The organism is Allobosea sp. 05T433, assembly GCF_056396065.1.
This window is the reverse complement of record NZ_JBFTKS010000008.1, coordinates 103,975-123,254: the sequence shown is the minus strand read 5'-3', so window position 1 is coordinate 123,254 and position 19,280 is coordinate 103,975. Positions and strand designations below refer to the sequence as shown.

Below are 19,280 nucleotides of genomic sequence, written 5' to 3'. Positions count from 1 at the left end.
ATTGCGAGGCCTGTCCCCGCGATGCCAGCTTGGCCTCCTGTCGATCTGGCTGACGAGACGCGGCCCTTGCGCCGCGTCATGCCAATGGAGGGGCCTGCCTTGAGCGAACCTTGCGATCTCAGTGCCGTCGAGGCGCGCGCCCTGATCGGGGCGAAGTCCCTCTCAGCCAGCGAATTGCTGGAAAGCTGCATCCGCCGCATCGATGCCGTCGACCCGGCCGTCAATGCCATGGTTGCGCGCGATGACGAGCGAGCGCGGGCGGCGGCGAGAATGGCAGATGAGGCGACGATGCGCGGCGATGCTCTCGGCGCCCTGCATGGCCTGCCGGTCGGCATCAAGGATCTCGAGAATGTCGCGGGCCTGCGGACGACCTATGGCAGCCCGCTGTTTCGGGACTTCGTGCCGCCTGAAGACCAATTGATCGTCGCCTCGGTCCGCAAGGCCGGCGCCATCATCGCCGGAAAGACCAACACGCCGGAATGGGGCGCCGGCGCGAACACGCGCAATGCCGTCTATGGCGTCACCGGCAATCCCTTCGATCCCTCCAAATCGGCGGCCGGCTCCTCCGGCGGGTCCGGCGTCGTGCTGGCAACCAACATGGTGCCGATCGCGACCGGCTCGGATACGGGCGGCTCGCTGCGCAATCCGGCGGCCTTCAACGGCGTCGTCGGCTTTCGGCCGACACCGGGGCTGGTCCCGAGCGATAAGCGACCCTTCGGCTGGAACCCGCTGAGTGTGCTGGGCCCGATGGCGAGGACCGTGCCCGACCTCTGCCTGCTGCTCTCGACCATGGTCTCGGACGATGCCTGCGATCCGCTGGCAACGACGATCTTCGGCCAGACCGTGCGCAAACCGGAGGATTTCGCGCGGCCGGCCGAGATCGACCTTGCCTCGCTGAAGGTCGCGTTGACGCCCGATTTCGGTTTCGCGCCGACCGAGCGGCATATCCGTGAGGTCTTTGCCGAGAAGACCGGGTTGTTCAATCACCTCTTTGCCGTCGCTGACGAGGCGACGCCCGATTGCAGCGGCACGGACGAAACCTTCGAGGTCTTGCGCTCGCTCTCCTTCCTGGCCTCGATGCATGAGCGGGTGCGCGACACGCCCGAACAGGTCGGCCCCAATGTTCGCGCCAATGTCGAGGAAGGACTGCGCTACAGCGCACTCGACGTCACCCAGGCGCTGAAGCAGCAGACCGTGCTCTACAAGAACTGGCAGAGCTTCTTCTCGCGCTTCGACGTCATCCTGTCGCCGGCCGTGACGTTGAGCCCGCGGCCCTGGAGCGAACTCTATCCGGCCGAAATCGACGGCAAGGCGACGCGAACCTATTTCCACTGGCTGGCACTGGCCTATGCCGTCACCGTGGTCGGCCACCCCGCGATCTCGCTGCCGGTCGGACTGGATCGCAACGGCATGCCATTTGGTTTGCAGATCGTCGGTCCGCGCGGCGGCGACGCCAAGGTGCTTGCCGTTGCGGCGGCCCTCGAGCGGGTGCTGGCAGGCGATCCACGTACGGCGCGACCGGTGCCGGACATCGCCGCGCTGGCGAAGGCTCGACGCCTGAGCGACAGTCCAGGGTTCCTGGGGTTCGACTGACGCGCCGTCGCCGCCAATACAATGACAAGAGGGGATTTCCGTTGAAGCGCCGTATATTCTTGAAGGGGGCCGTCGCAGCCGGCCTCGGCAGTGCCTCGTTGACGTCTCTCGCCCGGGCCCAGGCCGGGCGCTCCACGCTGATGAAATTCGTGCCGCAGGCCAATCTGAGCGCGCTCGACCCGATCTGGACCACCGCGACCGTGACCAATAATCACGGCTACTATGTCTTCGACACGCTCTTCGGCGCCGATATGGACTTCAAGCCGCAGCCACAAATGGCCGAAGGGCACGAGGTGCTGAACGATGGCAAGACCTGGCGCATCGCGCTTCGTGACGGTCTGGTCTTCCATGACGGCGCGCCGGTCAAGGCCGCCGATTGCGTCGCCAGCCTGAAGCGCTGGTGCCAGCGCGACCCGTACGGGCAGTTGCTGGCCAAGGTGGTCGAGAGCTGGCAGGTCGTCGATGACCGGGTCTTCGAGATCAAGCTGACGCGCGCCTTCCCGACGATGCTCGAGGCTCTCGCCAAGGTCGATACGCCGCCCTTCATCATGCCCGAACGGCTGGCCGTGACCGATGCCAGCAAGCAGGTGACGGAGATCGTCGGCTCCGGCCCCTACCGCTTCATCCCGGGCGAGTATGTCTCCGGCAGCCGGGTGGTCTACGAGAAATTCGCCGGCTACAAGCCGCGTCCCGAGCCGGCGAGCCGCAACGCCGGCGGCAAGACCGGCTATTTCGAGCGGGTGGAATGGCAGGTCCTGCCCGATCCCGCGACCGCGGCTTCGGCCCTGATGAAGGGCGAGGTCGACTGGTGGGAGCGTCCGTTGACCGACCTGCAGCCGCTGCTCGCGAGCAATCCCGAGATCAGGCGGGAGGCGACCGACACCTCCGGCCGGATGGCGATCATGCGGTTGAACCACCTGCACCCGCCCTTCAACAATCCCAAGGTGCGCCAAGCCGTTCGCATGGCGGTCAACCAGGAGGATTACATGCAGGCGACGCAGGGCGACGACACCACGCTCTGGCAGACCTGCCGCAGCCTCTGGCCGCGCGGCACGCCCTATTATACCGGCGAGCAGGAAGACCTGATGCCGCAAAACCTGGACAAGGCGAAGGCCGCCCTGGCGGCGTCCGGTTATGCTGGCGAGAAGGTCGTCATCATCAGCCCCACCGATTTCCCCGATATCGGCCCGCTCGGGCAGGTCACCGGTGAATTGCTGCAGCGTCTCGGCATGAATGTGCAGATGGCCGACAGCGACTGGGGCACGGTCGTGCAGCGTCGCGGCAATCGCGAAAGCGTCGAGAAGGGCGGCTGGAGCATATTTCACACCACCGGCCCGGCGGTGGGCTGGAGCAACCCGGCCCTGTCGCTGCTCGTCCGTGGTCAGGGAGCGAAGGGCTGGTTCGGCTGGTGGGAGAACGAGACCGCCGAGAAACTGGCCGAGGAGTGGCTCTACGCCGCCGATGCGGCTGGCCAGAAGAAGGCGGCCGTTGCCCTGGCACGGCTGGCGCTGGAAGAGGTTGCGACCATCCCGCTCGGCCAGTTCGTTATTCGCACGGCCTATCGCAAGAGCCTGACCGGCATGCTGCCGGGCTCCGCGCCCTATCCGTGGGGCCTGCGCCGGGCCTGACCGGCGCAGGGCGGAGTCGCGTCAGGCCGCAGGGGCTGCCGCGACCGCGGCCGACCAGGGCGATACGAGATCGCTGCAACCCTCCGCGCCGTCGGTGTCGGCGCGGATCAGGTTCGGGCAGGCGAAGTTGATCGGCAGCACCCCGTGCTCGACGATCGAGACCGGTCCGGCCGCTTCCAGCGCATCGAGAACATCGTCGGGCAGGCGGCAATCGGCGCTGGTCGAATCCGGCCCGGAGACGTCGATGCGCGGCGCATGGGCGGCCTCGCCGACGTCCATGCCGAAATCGAGCGTCCAGGCCAGGCTCTGGTAGACGCTGGCGAGGATGCGCCGGCCGCCCGAGGCGCCCATGGCAAACCGCGGCCAGTTGCCGTCCTTCGGAGTCACCACGACCGGGCACATGTTGCAGAGCGGTCGCGCGCCAGGGGTGATCGCATTGGCGCTGCCGGGGCGCGGATCGAACCACATCATGCCGTTGTTCATCAGCACGCCGGTCTCGGGCAGCACGACGCGGCTGCCCATCGACGAGAGCAGCGTGGTGGTAATGGCGACAAGATTGCCCTCGCCATCGACCACGGTCAGATGCGTGGTGCAGGTGTCGGCCGGTTCCGGTGCAGCTTGTGCGGCGCCGAGTCCGGAGAGGCGCTCGGCATAGGCCTCGCGCATCACCGTCGAGAGCTTTGCGAACCAGGCGGCGTCCGGGCCTCCCGTCGGCGGAGCGACTGCCGCCATGCCTTCGACGACTGCGGCGAGCGTCGGGGCGGCCGTCAGCCCGCCGGCCGTGTGCAGCAGATGCGTTCCGCGCCAGTCGATCACGGGAGCCTGCCGGACGGTCGCTTCGCAGCCTGCGAGGTCGGTCGCATCGACGACGCCGCCCACTGCCGCGATATCGGCTGCGAGGCGCCTTGCGGTTTCGCCTTCGTAGAAGTCGCGCAGGCCGGCCTCGGCCAGGCGCTCCAGGGTCGCTGCAAGATTGCCGAGCCTCATGAAGCCCGGGACACCTTGATAGGGCGGCACCGGCGGCAGGCCGCCAGGCAGATAGATGCGGGCGCTTTCTTCATAGAGCCGCAAGACCGAGGCCGAGGAGGCGATCTTCAGCGTCGTGTACCAGTCCTGCGCCAGCCCGCGCCTGGCGAGCGCGATCGCAGGAGCGAGGAGGTCGGAGACCGGCAGTCCGCTGCCGAAATGCTGTTTCAGCGCCGCATAGCCCGCAACCGACGAAGGGATGCAGAAGGAGAGCGGTCCGTGGATATTGCGGTCGTCCACCACCTCCGGCCAGGTGAAGAGGTCCTTCTTCATCGCGCCGGTCAGCGGGTAGTCCGCCGGATCGGCGCGACGGGGCGCGACGGGGCCGAAATCGATGACCTGCGCCCGCTGCTCACCGGCCTTCAGCACGACCGCGAAGCCGATGCCGCCGAGACCGCTGTTCCAGGGTTCGACCGCGGCGAGCGCGAAGCAGGCAGCGACGGCGACGTCTGCGGCATTGCCGCCGGCGTCCAGGATCGCTGCGCCGGCTGCGGCTGCCTCGCGGTTCTGCGAGACGACAATGCCGTTCTTTCCGCGCGCCGAGGGCTTGGTCAGGTTCCAGTTCTGCGTCCGGTAGACAGTCTCACGCGCGCTCTTGGCAACGGCCATATATCCAACTCCCCTTGTTCGAGGGCGCATGCTTCCACGATTCCGCGGCGCGGCGGAAGGCTGGCAAAGCAGGCCCGCCCTGCGATCGGCTCGGGGGCGGCTCTGCTGCGGCGGCAGGGTTCGCGACCCCAGGTTGAGGATGTCGCAGCAAATGGCTGGCGCAATGCGTGCGAGCCATTAATCTTGGAACGGATTGAACCTCCGCCGCATTCGCAGCGACAAACCTGCGAGCCGGCATGCAGGGCCCCGCGCGATGCATACCGAGTCCGACGAAGACCTCGTCAAGCGGATCGCCTCGGGCGACCGGCTCGCGATGAAGGTGCTGTTCTCGCGGCACCAGGTGCATGTCTATCGTTTCGCGCTGCGGCTCGTGCGCGACGAGACGGTTGCGGAGGATGTGATCAGTGACGTCTTCATGGACCTCTGGCGGCAGGCGGACCGGTTCGAGGCGCGCGCCAGCGTCACGACCTGGCTCCTCGCCATCACCCGCAACAAGGCGTACTCGCTGCTGCGCAAGCGGCGCGAGGCTGGCCTGGACGACGAATTCGCCGAATCCATCGAGGACGAGGCGGACGATCCTGAAATCGTGCTGCAGAAGCAGGACAAGGGTCTCGCGATCAGGGCCTGCCTCGGGAAACTCAGCCTCGAACACCGCGAGGTCATCGATCTCGTCTATTATCACGAGACCTCCGTGGAGGAGGTGGCGCGGATTGTCGGCATCCCCGAGAACACCGTCAAGACGCGGCTCTTCCATGCCCGCAAGAAGCTGGGCGAGCTGCTCAAGGCGGCCGGGATCGATCGGGGCTGGCCATGAGTGCTTTCGGAGGCCGGTTCGATCCGCCCAATCGGGAGGTGCGCCATGACTGAGGGCATCGCGACCGATCCGAGGCGACGTGAGCTCGAAGAGCTGCTGCCCTTCTACGCCAATGACCGCATTTCGGCTGCCGACAAGGCGCGCGTCGAGACGGCGCTGGCGACTGATCCTGAACTCGCCGCACGGCTCGAGATCATCCGTGAGGATATGGCGGAGACGATCCTGCTCAACGAGAGCCTGGGCGCCCCTTCGCCACGCGCGCTCGACCGTCTGATGGCCGGCATCGAAGCCGAACCGCAGCAGGCGCCGCTTCTGGCACGGGCCCGCGGCGGCTTCCTGAGCTGGCTCGGCCAATGGCTGGCGGCGCTGCCGCCGCGAAAGCTTGCCTATGCCAGCGCCGCGGCTCTGGCATTGATCGCGATTCAGGGCGTTGCGCTGACGGGCGTTGCCCTGCGCGGTGGCGGGGGTGGGTTCCGGACTGCGTCTGCGCCGGGAACATCGTCCTCGGAGCGTTATGTCCTGCTCAGCTTCGTACCGGATGCAAGGGCCGCCGACATTGCCGCTTTCTTCAAGCGCTACGAGGCGTCGGTGGTCGACGGTCCGCGCGCCAACGGCTTCTTCAAGGTGCGCGTCGGCGACGCGAAGCTGACGCCGGCGCAGGTCGACGCCATCGCGGCGCGGATGAAGGCCGAGGCTGCGATCATCAGCTTCGTAGCGCCGGCCCCGTAGCGGGCGCGACGGGGGCTTTGGGATGCTGGCCTTGGGGCCGAAATGGGGAGTGGGTGCCGTGCTCCGTCAAACCAGCGGGAGGTCGCATCAACAGTGGGCGCGATTTGCCGGTTGCGCCGCCCTTGTCTGGCTCATCGGGCTGATTTTCCCAGCTTCCGCTCAAGATTTCAGGACCGGCGGTCAGCGCTTCGGCCAGGGCCAGGGACTGAGCCAGAGGTCGGAGACAGGAAGCGATCGCGTCCCGACGACCAGGCCCTATCCCGACCAGCGTCCCGGTGGCGCGCCTGGGCGGCCGCCTCGTTATCCTGGACGATATCCGGGCGGAGGTAGCTGGGGGCCCGCGGCTGTCGGTGTCGGCGCCGGCATCATCGGCGGGTTGATCCTGGATCAAGCGAGCCGCCGGCCGGTCATCATCGAGGATTATGAGGAGGAGCCGGTGTTGCGCAGGCCGCGGCGGCCGCCGTCGGTTCGAGCGGTTGCGCCGCCCCGGACGCGGCGCGCCGCTCCTCCCGTCTCACCGCCGCCGACCCGAGCCGCCCGGCCGGCCGCGCGTCAGCCCAATGTGATCGTCCCGCCGGCCACCGAACGGCGGTTGGTCAATGAGGAGATCCTGTTCGCGCTTGCGCCGAATGCGCAAGCCGAGGCGGTGCTTCGCCGCTATCGCGCGACGCAGATTGCCAGCCGGCGGTTCGCGCTTGCCGGCATGACCATCATTCGTGCGCGTCTCGAGGGCGGCCGCAGCGCCAGGGGCGTGCTGGCCGAGATGGTGAGCGATCCGCGCGTCGCCAGTGCCCAGCCGAACTATCTTTATACCTTGCAGCAGGACGAACCGAAGGGCACCGCCCAGCCGGCGGGCGCGGATGGTGTACCGGTACCGCCAGCAGGCAGGCCTGACGATGCCGAAAAAACGATCGTCATCCCGGATCTTCCTCCGATCCCGCCACTTGTCTCGACTGTGCCCAAGCGCGAGCTGCAGCCGCAATATGTGGTCGAGAAGCTGCATCTCGACGATCTGCACAAGATCGCGCGCGGTGCGGCGATCCGCGTGGCCGTGATCGATTCCGGTGCCGATACCAGCCATCCGGAGCTGCAGGGTGTTCTTGCCGGTTCCTTCGATGCGCTCGGCGGCGAAGGCCAACCCGATGCGCATGGCACTGCGATGGCGGCGGCGATCCTGGCGCAGGCGCAATTGCAGGGGATTGCTCCGGGCGCGCGGCTTCTGGCGGCGCGCGCCTTCTCGGGAGCGGCGACGACGGGGCCCGCCAATGGCACGACCTTCCATATCCTGGCGGCGCTCGACTGGGCGGCAGGCGAGGGCGCCCGCATTCTCAACTTGAGCTTCGCCGGCCCGCAGGACCGGCTGCTGTCACGCTCGCTCGCAGGGGCCAAGACCAAGGGCATGATCGCGGTCGCGGCCGCGGGCAATGGCGGAGCCAAGGCGGCGCCGCTCTATCCGGGCGCCGATCCGAATGTCATTGCCGTCACTGCGACCGATGCAGACGACAAGCCGTTCTCCGGGGCCAACCGGGGTGATTACATTGCGGTTGCCGCACCGGGAGTCGATGTGCTCGCGGCCGAGCCGCAAGGACGCTACGCCTTCTCGTCAGGCACCTCGATCGCAGCGGCCCATGTCTCGGGACTCGTGGCACTGCTGCTCGAGAAGCGTCCGGAGCTCGGCCTCGATGAGGTGCGCAGGCTCCTGAGCGAAAGCGCCGTCGATCTCGGCGGCAGGGGCAAGGACCCTGTCTTCGGAGCGGGCCGGGTCGACGGACCGGCGGCCCTGTCGCGCGCCCTGCCAATGTCGACGGCTCGCCCCTGAAAAAAAACGGCGCTGCTTTGAACCTTCTGCGCGCTTGCCGCGACCAATGGTCATGGAGGGCGAATGGTTCGCTCCCGATCGAGCTGCAGGAGACAGACGATGACCACCTTCCGGAAGAGCATGGCCGCCACTCTMGCCGCCTTCACGCTCGGCACCGCGCTCCTCGCCAGCGTAGGTGGCGCCGAAGCCCGCCCGCGCTACCGCGGCCCGTATTGGGGTGTCGGTGCCGGCATCGTCGGAGCGCTGGCCGTCGGCGGATTGCTCGCTGCCTCAACTGGCCGTGCCTATGCCGAGCCGGTCTATGAGGAGGATGCTCCCGTCCGCCGCTGCGAGCTGGTCGAGCGCATCAACCGTTTCGGCGACGTCGTCGGCCACCGCCGGGTCTGCAGCCTCTACTGAGCCAGCGCGTGGCCTCTTGCAGTCCGGCTCTCCGCAACCTCCGGAGGGCCGGACCCGTTTGAGTGTCCGGCCGCAACTGGTCCAGCCGTGAAGTGTCCGCGCTGGGCGACGCGCAGCATCGCTTGCAGAGCATGGCAATGAAATTGTCCGGCCTCTCGGCTTGCTTTAGTGAGCGACTGACTGGTTAGCCGAAACATAAGTCATAGCTCATGAATGTGACTACGCCGGTCGGGATCGCCCGTCGCGCAACAATGCCCGTGCTGATCGCCCTCAGCGTCACGCACCTGCTCAACGACATGATTCAGTCGCTGATTCCGGCTATCTATCCGATCATCAAGACCGCCTATGCGCTCGATTTCGGACAGATCGGGCTGATCACCCTGACATTTCAGGTCTCGGCCTCGCTGCTGCAGCCGCTGGTCGGTCTCTACACCGACAAGAAGCCGATGCCGTATTCGATGGTCGTCGGCATGGGGTTTTCCCTGTTCGGCCTCGTCGGCCTGGCCTTTGCCAGCAGCTATTCGCTGCTATTGCTGGCGGCAGCCTGCGTCGGCATCGGTTCATCGATCTTTCATCCCGAGGCGACGCGGATGGCGCGCAATGCGTCCGGCGGGCAGCATGGCTTGGCACAGGGGATCTTCCAGGTCGGCGGTCAGACCGGGGGCGCCCTTGGGCCCTTGCTGGCAGCCTTCATCATCGTGCCGAACGGCCAGGGCAGCCTGGCATGGTTCTCGGCGGCGGCACTGATCGCCATGGCACTGATGGTCTGGACCGCAGGGCAGTCCGCACTCGTCGGTCCGCGGCAGGTGCGCGGCAAGGTCGCGGGTGCAGCCGACCCGGTCGCCATCCCGGCACCGCCCCTGGCGAGTGTTGCTCCGGCCGTCGCAATCCTGATTATTCTGCTGTTCTCGAAGAACGCGTACAGTGCGAGCTTCAGCTCGTTCTACACCTTCTACCTGATCGGGAAGTTCGGCGTTTCCGTCCAGACCTCCCAGGTCATGCTGTTCCTGTTCCTGGGGTCCTCGGCGGCAGGGGCCCTGTTCGGCGGCATGCTCGGTGACAGGATCGGGCGCAACAAGATCATCTGGTTCTCGATCCTGGGTGCGCTGCCCTTCACGCTCGTGCTGCCCTATGCCGACCTCTTCTGGACGGGCGTCCTGACCATCATCATCAACCTGATCATGTCGAGCGCCTTCGCCGCCATCCTGATCTATGCGATGGAACTGATGCCGGGCCGCATCGGACTGGTCGGGGGCTTCTTTTACGGGCTGTCCTTCGGACTCGGTGGCATCGCGGCAGCCCTGCTCGGCGAATTTGCCGACCAGCTTGGCATCGAGACGATCTATCGAATCTGCTCGTTCCTGCCGGCGATAGGCCTGCTCGCCTGGTTCCTGCCGACCCTGAAGGAATCGCGCCATAGCTGAGCCATGGAGGGTTTGGCCTTGTCTGGCTCGTGGCCTGACAGGTCTGCGGCACGGCCCCTGACAAGCGGGCCGCTTGACCTTCTCGTCCGCTTCAGCCTCATGTCCGGCCATCATGCGCCGCCCCAAACTCCTCTTCGTCGTCACGGAAGACTGGTTCTTCGCCTCGCATTTCCTGCCGATGGCGCGCGCTGCGCGCGAGTTGGATCTGGATGTCGTCGTGATCGCGCGGGAGCGCCAGCATCGTCGCGTCATCGAGGCGACGGGCGCCCGGCTGATTGCGCTCGAAGCGGAACGGGGCAGCCTCTCGCCGCTGGCACTGGTGCGCCAGGTCCAGACACTGAAGCGTCTGATCGCAGCCGAACGGCCGGATATCCTGCACTGCATCGCGCTGAAGCCGATCGCGCTGGCAGGGCTGGCCGGCAGGCTCGCCGGGATCGACCGGCGCGTCTATGCGCTGACCGGGCTCGGCTTCCTCGGGGCCAGACAGGGGCAGCTCGCCGCCCTGGCGCGGCTGGCCGCCCGGACCTGGCTGCGTGAGGCGATCGACGGACCCGGCGTCCGCTTCCTGTTCGAGAATCCCGATGATCCGGTGACGCTGGGGTTCGATCCGCAAGACAAGGGCAAGGTCGCGATCGTCGGCGGCGCGGGGGTCGATCCGCTCGTGCTGATGCCGGAGCCGATGCCGCCGGCGCCGCCGCTCAAGGTCGCGCTGGTCGCGCGCATGCTCTGGTCGAAGGGCGTCGACCTCGCCGTCGAGGCGGTGAAGCTCGCCAGGGCGCAGGGCGCGCGCGTCGAACTCACCATCCATGGTGCGCCGGACGCGTCCAATCCGAAGGCGATCCCGGAGACGACTCTCAAGGAATGGGCTGCGCGTCCCGGCATCCATTGGGCCGGTCCGACGCGCGATATCGAGGGTGTCTGGCGGAGCCACCATCTCTGCTGCCTGCCATCGCGCGGCGGCGAAGGGCTGCCGCGAACGATCCTCGAGGCGGCGGCCTGCGGCCGGGCTATCCTGACGACCGATGTGCCGGGCTGCCGCAGCTTTGTGCGCGACGGGCAGGACGGCATGGTGGTGCCGTCGGACGATGCGGCTGCGCTCGCCAAGGCGCTGATCGTGCTCGCAGCTGCGCCGGGGCTGGTCGAGCGGATGGGCGCGAGCGCGCGCAACCGTCTGCTCGATGGCCACACCGAACGCGATGTCATGGATGCGGTGAAGGCGCTCTATCGTGGCCTCTTGGCCCGGCCCCAGACGGATGTCGCGGCGTGAGCGCGCCGCTCGCCACGCTTGATCGGCGCGGCTTCATCCTCGCGCATACGCGGCTGATGCCGGTGCCTCATGCGTCCGAAATCAGCCTGCATGTCGCCGAGGAGGCGACCGAACTCTGGCAGAAGACAGAGGACGAGCTTGCGGTCATCGGGTTGCCGCCGCCGTTCTGGGCCTTCGCCTGGGCAGGCGGACAGGCGCTGGCACGGCACCTTCTCGATCATCCCGAGATCGTGCGCGGCAAGCGCGTGCTCGATTTTGCCAGCGGCTCGGGTCTCGTCGCGATCGCGGCGGCAAAAGCCGGGGCGGCCCATGTTCAGGCTTGCGATATCGATGCTTTCGCGGCCGAGGCGATCACGCTGAACGCGGAGGCGAACGGTGTCTCGGTGACTGCAGCTCTGGAAGACCTGATCGGGCGCGATGACGGCTGGGAGCTGATCTGCGCCGGCGATGTCTGCTATGAACGGGCCATGGCGGAGAGCGTGGTCGACTGGCTTTCGGGGCTGGTTGCCCGCGGCGCCGAAGTGCTGATCGGCGATCCGGGGCGCAGCTATCTGCCGCGGCAGCGCTTGCAGGAACTGGCGACCTATGAAGTCCCCGTGACGCGCTCGCTGGAAGACGCCGAGATCAAGAAGAGCACGGTCTGGCGATTGAGTATCGCCTGACCCGATGGCCCCGATCATGGGGCATATCGTATCCGATCCCATGATCTAACGTCTGCGGTTGCATGGGCTTTCACGAAAGCCGCAATCCACTTTCCGGGCCGATGCCCTAGGAGATCGCCTCCTTCAGGTCGAGCGTTCCCTGGACGCCGATGGCGTCGTAATTGCGTTTCAGCCAGCGCTTCGCGGCAGCGCGGCCCATGTCGCGCAGCCGCAGCAGAAAGTCCCATTCCGCGTTCATGCGCGTGGAACTGGTCAACTCGGCCAGAGGCGGCCCGCCATCGATGCGGTGCATCAGCACGCGCTTGTACTCGTCCTTGGGCAGCTTGCCGGCATCGACCAGGCGATTGACGAAATCGATGGCGCGCAGCTCGCGCAGCAGCGAGGCGTTGAAGGTGATTTCGTTCAGCCGGTCCTGGATGGCGCGGGCATTGGTCGGCAGTTCCTTGCGCTGCAGAGGGTTGATCTGCACCAGCAGGATGTCGTCGCCGGTAGCCTCATAGAACAGGGGAAACAGGGCGGGGTTGCCCATATAGCCGCCGTCCCAATAGGCCTCGCCCTTGATCTCGACCGCCTGGAATAGCATCGGCAGGCACGCCGAGGCCATCAGGTGGTCGGCCGTCAGTTCGTCGCCATTGAAGACCTTGATCTTGCCTGTGCGGACATTGGTTGCGGCAATGAAGAGCTTGACCGCCCGGCACGCCTGAACCTTGTCGAAGTCGATCAGGTCGGCGATCACGCCGCGCAGCGGGTTGATGTTCAGCGGGTTGACGTCATAGGGGCTCGCGACCTTGGAAAAGAGCTCGAACCAGAGCAGTCCGGGCTGGGTGCCGTTCTTGCCCCAGGCGCCGAGCATGGTGTCGATCAGCGAACGCTCGGAGCCGCCATATTTGCCGTCGACGCTGATGCGCCGCCAGAAATTCTCGAGCTGGGTGCGGGCGCCGTCGATGCCGCCGTCGATCCAGCCCTCGCTAAGCACGACTGCGTTCATCGCACCGGCGCTGGTGCCAGACAGCGCCTCGATGGCGAGGCGTCCGTCCTCGAGGATCGCATCGAGCACGCCCCAGGTGAAGGCGCCATGGGCGCCACCACCCTGGAGAGCAAGGGAAACGCTCTTCTCGGCCTTGGGACCGGCGAGGCCCTCGACCAGACGCGCGCCGGTCCTGCGCCTGCCGGTCACGCTGCGGTCCAGCCGCCATCCATCGGCAAGGTGGCACCGGTGATAGATTTCGCCGCATCCGTGCAAAGGAAGATCGCGAGCGCCGCGACCTGCTCGACCGTCACGAACTCCTTGGTGGGCTGGGCCTCGAGCAGCACGTCATTGATGACCTGCTCCTTGGTCAACCCGCGCGCCTTCATCGTATCGGGGATCTGCTTCTCGACCAGCGGGGTCCAGACGTAGCCGGGTGCGATGGCGTTGACCGTGATGCCTTTGGTTGCGACTTCAAGCGCGACCGTCTTGGTGAAGCCGGCAATGCCGTGCTTGGCCGAGACATAGGCCGACTTGAAGGGCGAGGCGACAAAGGCATGGGCCGACGCAGTGTTGATGATCCGGCCCCAGCCCTTGCGCTTCATTCCGGGCAGCGCGGCGCGGGTGGTGTGGAAGGCCGAGGACAGGTTGATCGCGATGATCTGGTCCCATTTCTCGATTGGGAACTCGTCGACCGGCGCGACATGCTGGATCCCGGCATTGTTCACCAGGATGTCGATGGCGCCGAATGTCTTCTCCGCCTCCGCAACCATGGCGGCGATCTCGGCCGGCTTGGTCATGTCGGCCGGCGAGAACTGGGCCTTGATTCCGAACTCCTTCTCGAGTCCGCTGCGCAGCGCCTCGGCATCGGGGGCCGGCATGATGCCGTTGATGACAAGATGGGCGCCTTCCCTGGCGAGTGCGCGCGCATAGGCGAGACCGATGCCGGAGGTCGATCCGGTGACGAGGGCGGTACGATCTTTAAGGAACATGAGCGTCGAGGCTCCTGACACGGGCTGAGAAAATGCTTACGTTGCATATTTGAACGGGCAGTCTTTCCGTCCCCGCAAAGGCGGTCGCGGCACGTTGCCCGATGTAGTATTGCAACGCAACATGATGAAAATGCAGCCACACGCCCACGCGCATGACGGCCATGACCATGCGGCCTGTCGCCATGCCCAGGATCACCAGCGTCATGCCGCGGAAGCGCTGGCGCGCGCCGAGAAGCTCTGCCGGGAGCGCGGCCTGAGACTGACGCCGATCCGTCGCAAGGCCCTGGAGGCCCTGCATGCTGACCATCGCCCGGTCGGCGCCTATGATCTGGCCGATCGCATTTCGCCGCCCGGTGGCCGGCGTCTCGCGCCGATCTCGGTCTATCGCGCCCTGGATTTCCTGGTCGAGCAGGGGTTCGTGCACCGCCTGAGCTCGCGCAATGCCTATGTCGCCTGCCTGCACGGTCACGGCGCCAGCGACGTTGTCGCCTTCCTGATCTGCGAGACCTGTGGCGGCGTCGACGAGGATTCCTCGCCGGCCATGCGGCAGGCGGTGGCGGCGATCGTACATGGGCGACAATTCGTGCCCTCGCATCAGGTCGTCGAGATCGTCGGTCGCTGCGACCATTGCCGGAGCGCACATCCCCATGAATGAAACGGTTCTTACGGCCGCGCTTGCCGATGTCGCCGGGCCGCGGCCGCGCCGCTACACAGTTCCGGTTAAGGTCGGAACCGTCGAGGTTGGCGGCGGCGCGCCGATCGTCGTGCAGTCTATGACGAATACCGATACTGCCGATATCGCGGCCACCGTCGGGCAGGTCGCCGCGCTTGCGCGTGCGGGGTCCGAGCTCGTTCGCATCACCGTCGATCGTGACGAGGCTGCGGCTGCCGTGCCGCATATCCGCGAGCGCCTCGATATCCTCGGCATCGACGTGCCGCTGGTCGGCGATTTCCACTATATCGGCCACAAGCTGCTGACGGATCACCCGGCCTGCGCGGAGGCGCTGGCAAAATACCGGATCAATCCCGGCAATGTCGGCTTCAAGGACAAGAAGGACCGGCAATTCGGCCAGATCGTCGAGCTCGCGATCAAGCATGGCAAGGCAGTCCGTATCGGCGCCAACTGGGGCTCGCTCGATCAGGAGCTGCTGACCGCGCTGATGGACGAGAATGCCTCCTCCCCGCAGCCACTCGATGCGCGGGCAGTGATGCGCGAGGCCATGGTGCAGTCGGCCCTGCTCTCGGCTCAACGGGCCGAAGAGATCGGGCTGGCCAAGGACCGCATCATCCTTTCGGCCAAGGTCTCGGGCGTGCAGGATCTGATCGCGGTCTACCGGACGCTTGCGGAGCGCGGCGACTATGCCATTCATCTCGGCCTGACCGAAGCGGGCATGGGGTCGAAGGGGCTGGTCGCGTCCTCGGCTGCGCTCGGTATCCTGCTGCAGGAAGGCATCGGCGACACGATCCGCTTCTCGCTGACCCCGGAGCCCGGCGGCGACCGGACGCTGGAGGTCAAGGCGTCGCAGGAATTGCTGCAGACCATGGGGTTCCGCGCCTTCGTGCCGCTGGTCGCGGCCTGTCCCGGCTGCGGCCGCACGACATCGACGGTGTTCCAGGAACTGGCGCGGGATATCCAGAACTGGATTTCGTCCTCGATGCCGGACTGGAAGACCCGCTATCCCGGCGTCGAGATGCTGAACGTCGCGGTGATGGGTTGCATCGTGAATGGGCCGGGCGAATCCAAGCATGCCGATATCGGCATCTCGCTGCCGGGAACGGGCGAGGTCCCGACCGCTCCGGTCTTCGTCGACGGCAAGAAGGTCGCGACATTGCGCGGCGCCGGAATCGCATCCGAATTCAAGGACATGGTCAACGCCTATATCGAGCGACGCTACGGGATGCGCGCCGATGCGGCGGAATGAGCCGGCTCTCCTTGTGCGCGGTTCGGCCGCGCGCCTTTGCGCGGTGGCGGCGTTATGTTAGAGGCCCCGGCCTTTCGCTGCATTGCAGCACCCGCGGAGAACCCTGATGGGGCATGAGCAGCCGACTCCGCCGACCGGACAGGTTGGCGAGACACGTTTCGGCCTTGAAGACGGGCACGGCTCTTCTGCGACAGGCGGGCATTCGACCGCAAGCTACACGGCTCTCGCACTTGGGGCGCTTGGCGTCGTCTATGGCGATATCGGTACGAGCCCGCTTTACGCCCTGCGCGAGACCATCGTTACGGCCGCGGCGGTGCATAGCGGCGGCGGGAGTGAAGTGGCGGCGGTGCCGCGCGACATCGTCATTGGCGTGCTTTCGCTGATCCTGTGGTCGCTCGTCATTGTCGTCACGCTGAAATATGTCGTGCTGCTGATGCGAGCCGACAATAATGGCGAAGGCGGCATCCTGACATTGGTGGCGCTGGCGCAGCGCGCGCTTGGCCGCATGCGGGGAGGAGTGGTGCTCTTCCTCGGCATGGCCGGCGCTGCTCTGTTCTATGGCGATGCGGTGATTACACCCGCGATCTCGGTGCTCTCCGCGGTCGAAGGCATCAAGCTCGTGACGCCGGCTCTCGACGACTACGTCGTCACGATCGCGTCCGTGATCCTCGTCGGCCTGTTCATGGTGCAAAGCCATGGCACCGCCAAGGTGGCGACCTTCTTCGGGCCGATCATGCTGATCTGGTTCGCGACCCTGGCGGGGCTCGGCATTCTCCACATCGCGGACGATGTCGGCGTGCTCGCAGCGATCAATCCCTATTATGGCCTGCGCTTCTTCGTCGATCATCCGAACGTGTCGCTGGCCGTGCTCGGCTCGGTCTGCCTGGCCGTGACGGGCGCAGAAGCGCTCTATGCCGACATGGGCCATTTCGGCCGTGGACCGATCCGCAGCGCCTGGATCTACCTCGTCTTCCCGGCTCTCGTGCTGAACTATCTCGGCCAGGGCGCGCTGGTTCTGTCCGACCCGACCGCGATCGACAACCCGTTCTACAAGCTGGCGCCGGAAGGCTTCATCCTGCCGCTCGTGATCATGGCGACGGTTGCAACGATCATTGCCAGTCAGGCCGTGATCACCGGGGCCTTCTCGCTGACCCGACAGGCGATCCAGCTCGGCCTGATGCCGCGCCTGGAAATCCGCCATACCTCCGAGCACACCTCCGGGCAGATCTATATTCCGCGCATCAACATGCTGCTGCTGCTCGTGGTGCTGCTGCTGGTCTGGAGCTTCAAGACGTCGTCGAGCCTCTCGCACGCCTATGGCATCGCGGTGTTCGGCACGATGGTCGTCAGTTCGCTGCTCGCCTTCATCGTCATCGAGAAGAGCTGGGGCTGGAGCCGCCCGGCCGCCGCGGCGTTGATCCTGCCGTTCCTCGTGATCGACGTCGCATTCTTTACCGCGAACCTGCTGAAGCTCTTCAGTGGCGGCTATATGCCGGTGCTGCTGGCCATCGCCCTGGTCGTCCTGATGGCGACCTGGGTGCGCGGCACCCGGATCCTGTTCGACAAGACCCGCAAGACCGATGTCCCGCTGCTCGAGCTGGTCGCGATGCTCTCCAAGAGCCCGCCTGTCCGGGTCAAGGGCATGGCGGTGTTCCTGACCAGCGACCCGCAGACGGCCCCGGCTTCGCTGCTGCACAACCTGAAGCACAACAAGGTGCTGCATGATCGCAACGTTATCCTGACCGTGCGCTCGGCCGATACGCCACGCGTCGCCGACGAAGAGCGCGTTCGCCTCTCGCGCATCACCGACGATTTCTGGCGTGTCGAACTGGTCTATGGCTACATGGAGAGCCCGAACGTGCCCAAAGGGCTCGCCATGCTGCGCAAGCAGGGCTTCAAGTTCGACATCATGTCGACCTCGTTCTTCCTGTCGCGGCGCTCGATCAAGGCCTCACCGCAATCGGGCATGCCGATCTGGCAGGACAAGCTCTATATCACCCTGACCAAGAGCGCGACGGACGCGACCAGCTTCTTCCAGATCCCGACGGGACGCGTGGTCGAGGTCGGGACGCAAGTGACGGTGTAGCGCAGGATGATGAGGACGGCGGCGAGCCGACCCCGTCCCTGATTGCAGCCTGCCGATGTTCGGGCCTGGATCGCGGGCCTTTCCTGGGGCGCCGGTGAAGGCGGCCAAGGCGCGGTGTCATTCCAGGATGCGCGTCTCGTAGGCATAGAGCCGGCGAAAGCCGAGGCTCGCATAGAGGCTGATCGCGACCGCATTCGTCTGGTCGACCTGGAGATAGGCACGGTCGCAAGCGAGCAGCTGCGCCCAGGACATGAGCCCGGAAACCATGCGCCGGCCAAGTCCCTGTCCGCGGTGACCGGGATCGACGACGATCGAGCCGATCTCGGCCATGCCGCGCTCGGCGACGCACATGCCATAGGCTACCGGCTCGCCGCCATGGAACAGCGTGGCGAAAGCCGCAGGCAGGCGCACCTTCTCGACGATCGCCGCCAGCTTGGTCTCGCTGCGTCTCGAGCCGGTCTGGTGCGACGTCACTCCCGCAATCCAGTCCCGGCTCGGACGGGCCTCGATCTGAAGCGCGGGTTCGACCTCCGGCGGCTTGCCGTCGAGATCGGCGATCAGCCCAAAGGATGCATCCTTCAGCCGGTAGCCGCGGGCGAGGATGCGCTCGCGCGTTGCTGCCGAGATCAGCGGGGTCAGCCTGACACAGGGCGGGAGGCCGTCGGCCTTGTAGAATTCCTCGATCAGTTCAAGGGTCGCATCGTCGAGTTCGGCCTCCGGCTTCAAGGGCGAGGCGGAATTCGCCCGGCCGGAATAGCCGTTGGCGAAGCGCACGACCCAGTCGCCGATCAGCAGCGTCGAGGGAGCCGGCCAGGCGTTGACGATGCGCCTTTCGCATTCGGCGATGCATGCCGGATCGTACGGAACATCAGAGATCATCAGGCGCCTCGTGCCGCGCGGGGTTGAGGCCGCCAGCCCGGTGGCGCCATCTCGAAGCCGGAGAAGTCGAAACCGGGCGCGACCGTGCAGCCGACCAGCGTCCAGGCACCGAGCGACGTCGCACTTTGCCACCAGCCGGTCGGCACCACGAATTGCGGGCGCTGTCCGGCGAGGAGATCGCGGCCGAGATGATGCGCCGAGGAGTCATGGCCGTTTGGGGACACGCTGATCACCAACGGCGCACCGGCATAGTGATGCCAGATCTCGGCTGCATCGATGCGGTGCCATTCCGATGTCTCGCCGGTGTCGAGCAGATAATAGATCGCCGTCGAAAAGCCGCGCCCCTCCGGTCCTGCCCCGTCGCGAAAGGTCTCGCGATAATGCCCGCCTTCCGGATGCGGCTTGAGCTCGAGCAGGCGAATGATCCCTGCCGCGCTCAACCCGTCGAGCCGGTTCATCGTCAT

General features: G+C 66.4%; 17 protein-coding genes. 12 read left to right on the top strand and 5 right to left on the bottom strand.

Annotation, left to right across the window (positions count from 1 at the left end; translation table 11 throughout):
• The first annotated feature begins 99 nt into the window (after positions 1–99).
• Together AC1DGP_RS13580 and AC1DGP_RS13575 are read left to right on the top strand one after the other, a co-directional pair.
• The gene (locus AC1DGP_RS13580) at positions 100–1,593 is read left to right on the top strand and encodes an amidase (RefSeq protein ID WP_441504287.1); all 1,494 of its coding nucleotides are present in this window, start codon (positions 100–102) and stop codon (positions 1,591–1,593) included.
• Positions 1,594–1,634: 41 nt separating this feature from the next.
• Positions 1,635–3,221: an ABC transporter substrate-binding protein gene (locus AC1DGP_RS13575; RefSeq protein ID WP_441504288.1), complete on the top strand. Its 1,587-nt coding sequence runs from the start codon at positions 1,635–1,637 to the stop codon at positions 3,219–3,221.
• 21 nt (positions 3,222–3,242) lie between these two features.
• Here the strand turns inward: AC1DGP_RS13575 and AC1DGP_RS13570 are convergent, their stop codons facing one another.
• The gene (locus AC1DGP_RS13570) at positions 3,243–4,856 is read right to left on the bottom strand and encodes a gamma-glutamyltransferase (RefSeq protein ID WP_441504289.1); all 1,614 of its coding nucleotides are present in this window, start codon (positions 4,854–4,856) and stop codon (positions 3,243–3,245) included.
• A 253-nt stretch (positions 4,857–5,109) separates the two neighbouring features.
• On the opposite strand from AC1DGP_RS13570, the gene AC1DGP_RS13565 reads away from it, so the two are divergent.
• The 7 genes from AC1DGP_RS13565 (at position 5,110) to AC1DGP_RS13535 (ending at position 11,970) form a co-directional block, all read left to right on the top strand.
• Positions 5,110–5,670: a sigma-70 family RNA polymerase sigma factor gene (locus tag AC1DGP_RS13565; protein WP_441504290.1), complete on the top strand. Its 561-nt coding sequence runs from the start codon at positions 5,110–5,112 to the stop codon at positions 5,668–5,670.
• A gap of 45 nt (positions 5,671–5,715) precedes the next feature.
• Positions 5,716–6,399 carry an anti-sigma factor family protein gene (locus tag AC1DGP_RS13560; protein ID WP_441487845.1) on the top strand — a complete coding sequence of 228 codons (684 nt, stop codon included), beginning with the start codon at positions 5,716–5,718 and terminating at the stop codon, positions 6,397–6,399.
• Between the two features lie 562 nt (positions 6,400–6,961).
• Positions 6,962–8,218: a S8 family serine peptidase gene (locus AC1DGP_RS13555; RefSeq protein WP_441504291.1), complete on the top strand. Its 1,257-nt coding sequence runs from the start codon at positions 6,962–6,964 to the stop codon at positions 8,216–8,218.
• A 99-nt stretch (positions 8,219–8,317) separates the two neighbouring features.
• Positions 8,318–8,617: a hypothetical protein gene (locus AC1DGP_RS13550; protein ID WP_441504292.1), complete on the top strand. Its 300-nt coding sequence runs from the start codon at positions 8,318–8,320 to the stop codon at positions 8,615–8,617.
• 209 nt (positions 8,618–8,826) lie between these two features.
• Complete coding sequence (locus AC1DGP_RS13545) at positions 8,827–10,041, top strand: MFS transporter (protein WP_476832217.1); 1,215 nt, start codon at positions 8,827–8,829, stop codon at positions 10,039–10,041.
• A gap of 112 nt (positions 10,042–10,153) precedes the next feature.
• On the top strand, positions 10,154–11,308 hold the full coding sequence (locus tag AC1DGP_RS13540) for a glycosyltransferase (RefSeq protein ID WP_441504294.1): 1,155 nt from the start codon (positions 10,154–10,156) through the stop codon (positions 11,306–11,308).
• Between the two features lie 56 nt (positions 11,309–11,364).
• A complete protein-coding gene (locus tag AC1DGP_RS13535) occupies positions 11,365–11,970 on the top strand; it encodes a class I SAM-dependent methyltransferase (RefSeq protein ID WP_441488328.1) in 606 nt (201 codons plus the stop codon).
• 106 nt (positions 11,971–12,076) lie between these two features.
• Here AC1DGP_RS13535 and AC1DGP_RS13530 read toward each other — a convergent pair whose 3' ends face one another.
• Both AC1DGP_RS13530 and AC1DGP_RS13525 read right to left on the bottom strand, forming a co-directional pair.
• Positions 12,077–13,147: a patatin-like phospholipase family protein gene (locus AC1DGP_RS13530; protein WP_441487850.1), complete on the bottom strand. Its 1,071-nt coding sequence runs from the start codon at positions 13,145–13,147 to the stop codon at positions 12,077–12,079.
• Positions 13,144–13,929 (bottom strand): 3-hydroxybutyrate dehydrogenase, encoded by a 786-nt coding sequence (locus tag AC1DGP_RS13525; protein WP_441487851.1) that lies wholly within the window; start codon positions 13,927–13,929, stop codon positions 13,144–13,146. Before AC1DGP_RS13525 ends, AC1DGP_RS13530 begins: the two co-directional genes overlap by 4 nt.
• A 130-nt stretch (positions 13,930–14,059) precedes the next feature.
• On the opposite strand from AC1DGP_RS13525, the gene AC1DGP_RS13520 reads away from it, so the two are divergent.
• The 3 genes from AC1DGP_RS13520 (at position 14,060) to AC1DGP_RS13510 (ending at position 17,937) form a co-directional block, all read left to right on the top strand.
• Entirely contained in the window at positions 14,060–14,584 is a 525-nt protein-coding gene (locus AC1DGP_RS13520) for a transcriptional repressor (protein ID WP_441487852.1), read from the top strand.
• On the top strand, positions 14,577–15,851 hold the full coding sequence (gene ispG, locus AC1DGP_RS13515) for a flavodoxin-dependent (E)-4-hydroxy-3-methylbut-2-enyl-diphosphate synthase (RefSeq protein ID WP_441487853.1): 1,275 nt from the start codon (positions 14,577–14,579) through the stop codon (positions 15,849–15,851). The genes AC1DGP_RS13520 and ispG overlap by 8 nt, the downstream gene beginning before the upstream one ends.
• A 106-nt stretch (positions 15,852–15,957) precedes the next feature.
• The gene (locus AC1DGP_RS13510; RefSeq protein WP_476775336.1) at positions 15,958–17,937 is read left to right on the top strand and encodes a potassium transporter Kup; all 1,980 of its coding nucleotides are present in this window, start codon (positions 15,958–15,960) and stop codon (positions 17,935–17,937) included.
• A 117-nt stretch (positions 17,938–18,054) separates the two neighbouring features.
• Here AC1DGP_RS13510 and AC1DGP_RS13505 read toward each other — a convergent pair whose 3' ends face one another.
• A complete protein-coding gene (locus tag AC1DGP_RS13505) occupies positions 18,055–18,816 on the bottom strand; it encodes a GNAT family N-acetyltransferase (RefSeq protein ID WP_476832216.1) in 762 nt (253 codons plus the stop codon).
• Positions 18,816–19,274, bottom strand: coding sequence for a cupin domain-containing protein (locus AC1DGP_RS13500; protein ID WP_476832230.1), 459 nt, complete (start codon positions 19,272–19,274; stop codon positions 18,816–18,818). The genes AC1DGP_RS13505 and AC1DGP_RS13500 overlap by 1 nt, the downstream gene beginning before the upstream one ends.
• Positions 19,275–19,280 lie beyond the last annotated feature (6 nt).

Coding starts and splice junctions, on each gene's coding strand:
- AC1DGP_RS13570 (WP_441504289.1), bottom strand. CDS start 4,856: ATGGCCGTTGCCAAGAGCGCGCGTGAGACTGTCTACCGGACGCAGAAC.
- AC1DGP_RS13565 (WP_441504290.1), top strand. CDS start 5,110: ATGCATACCGAGTCCGACGAAGACCTCGTCAAGCGGATCGCCTCGGGC.
- AC1DGP_RS13560 (WP_441487845.1), top strand. CDS start 5,716: ATGACTGAGGGCATCGCGACCGATCCGAGGCGACGTGAGCTCGAAGAG.
- AC1DGP_RS13545 (WP_476832217.1), top strand. CDS start 8,827: ATGAATGTGACTACGCCGGTCGGGATCGCCCGTCGCGCAACAATGCCC.
- AC1DGP_RS13540 (WP_441504294.1), top strand. CDS start 10,154: ATGCGCCGCCCCAAACTCCTCTTCGTCGTCACGGAAGACTGGTTCTTC.
- AC1DGP_RS13535 (WP_441488328.1), top strand. CDS start 11,365: ATGCCGGTGCCTCATGCGTCCGAAATCAGCCTGCATGTCGCCGAGGAG.
- AC1DGP_RS13525 (WP_441487851.1), bottom strand. CDS start 13,929: ATGTTCCTTAAAGATCGTACCGCCCTCGTCACCGGATCGACCTCCGGC.
- AC1DGP_RS13520 (WP_441487852.1), top strand. CDS start 14,060: ATGCAGCCACACGCCCACGCGCATGACGGCCATGACCATGCGGCCTGT.
- ispG (WP_441487853.1), top strand. CDS start 14,577: ATGAATGAAACGGTTCTTACGGCCGCGCTTGCCGATGTCGCCGGGCCG.
- AC1DGP_RS13510 (WP_476775336.1), top strand. CDS start 15,958: ATGGGGCATGAGCAGCCGACTCCGCCGACCGGACAGGTTGGCGAGACA.
- AC1DGP_RS13505 (WP_476832216.1), bottom strand. CDS start 18,816: ATGATCTCTGATGTTCCGTACGATCCGGCATGCATCGCCGAATGCGAA.
- AC1DGP_RS13500 (WP_476832230.1), bottom strand. CDS start 19,274: ATGAACCGGCTCGACGGGTTGAGCGCGGCAGGGATCATTCGCCTGCTC.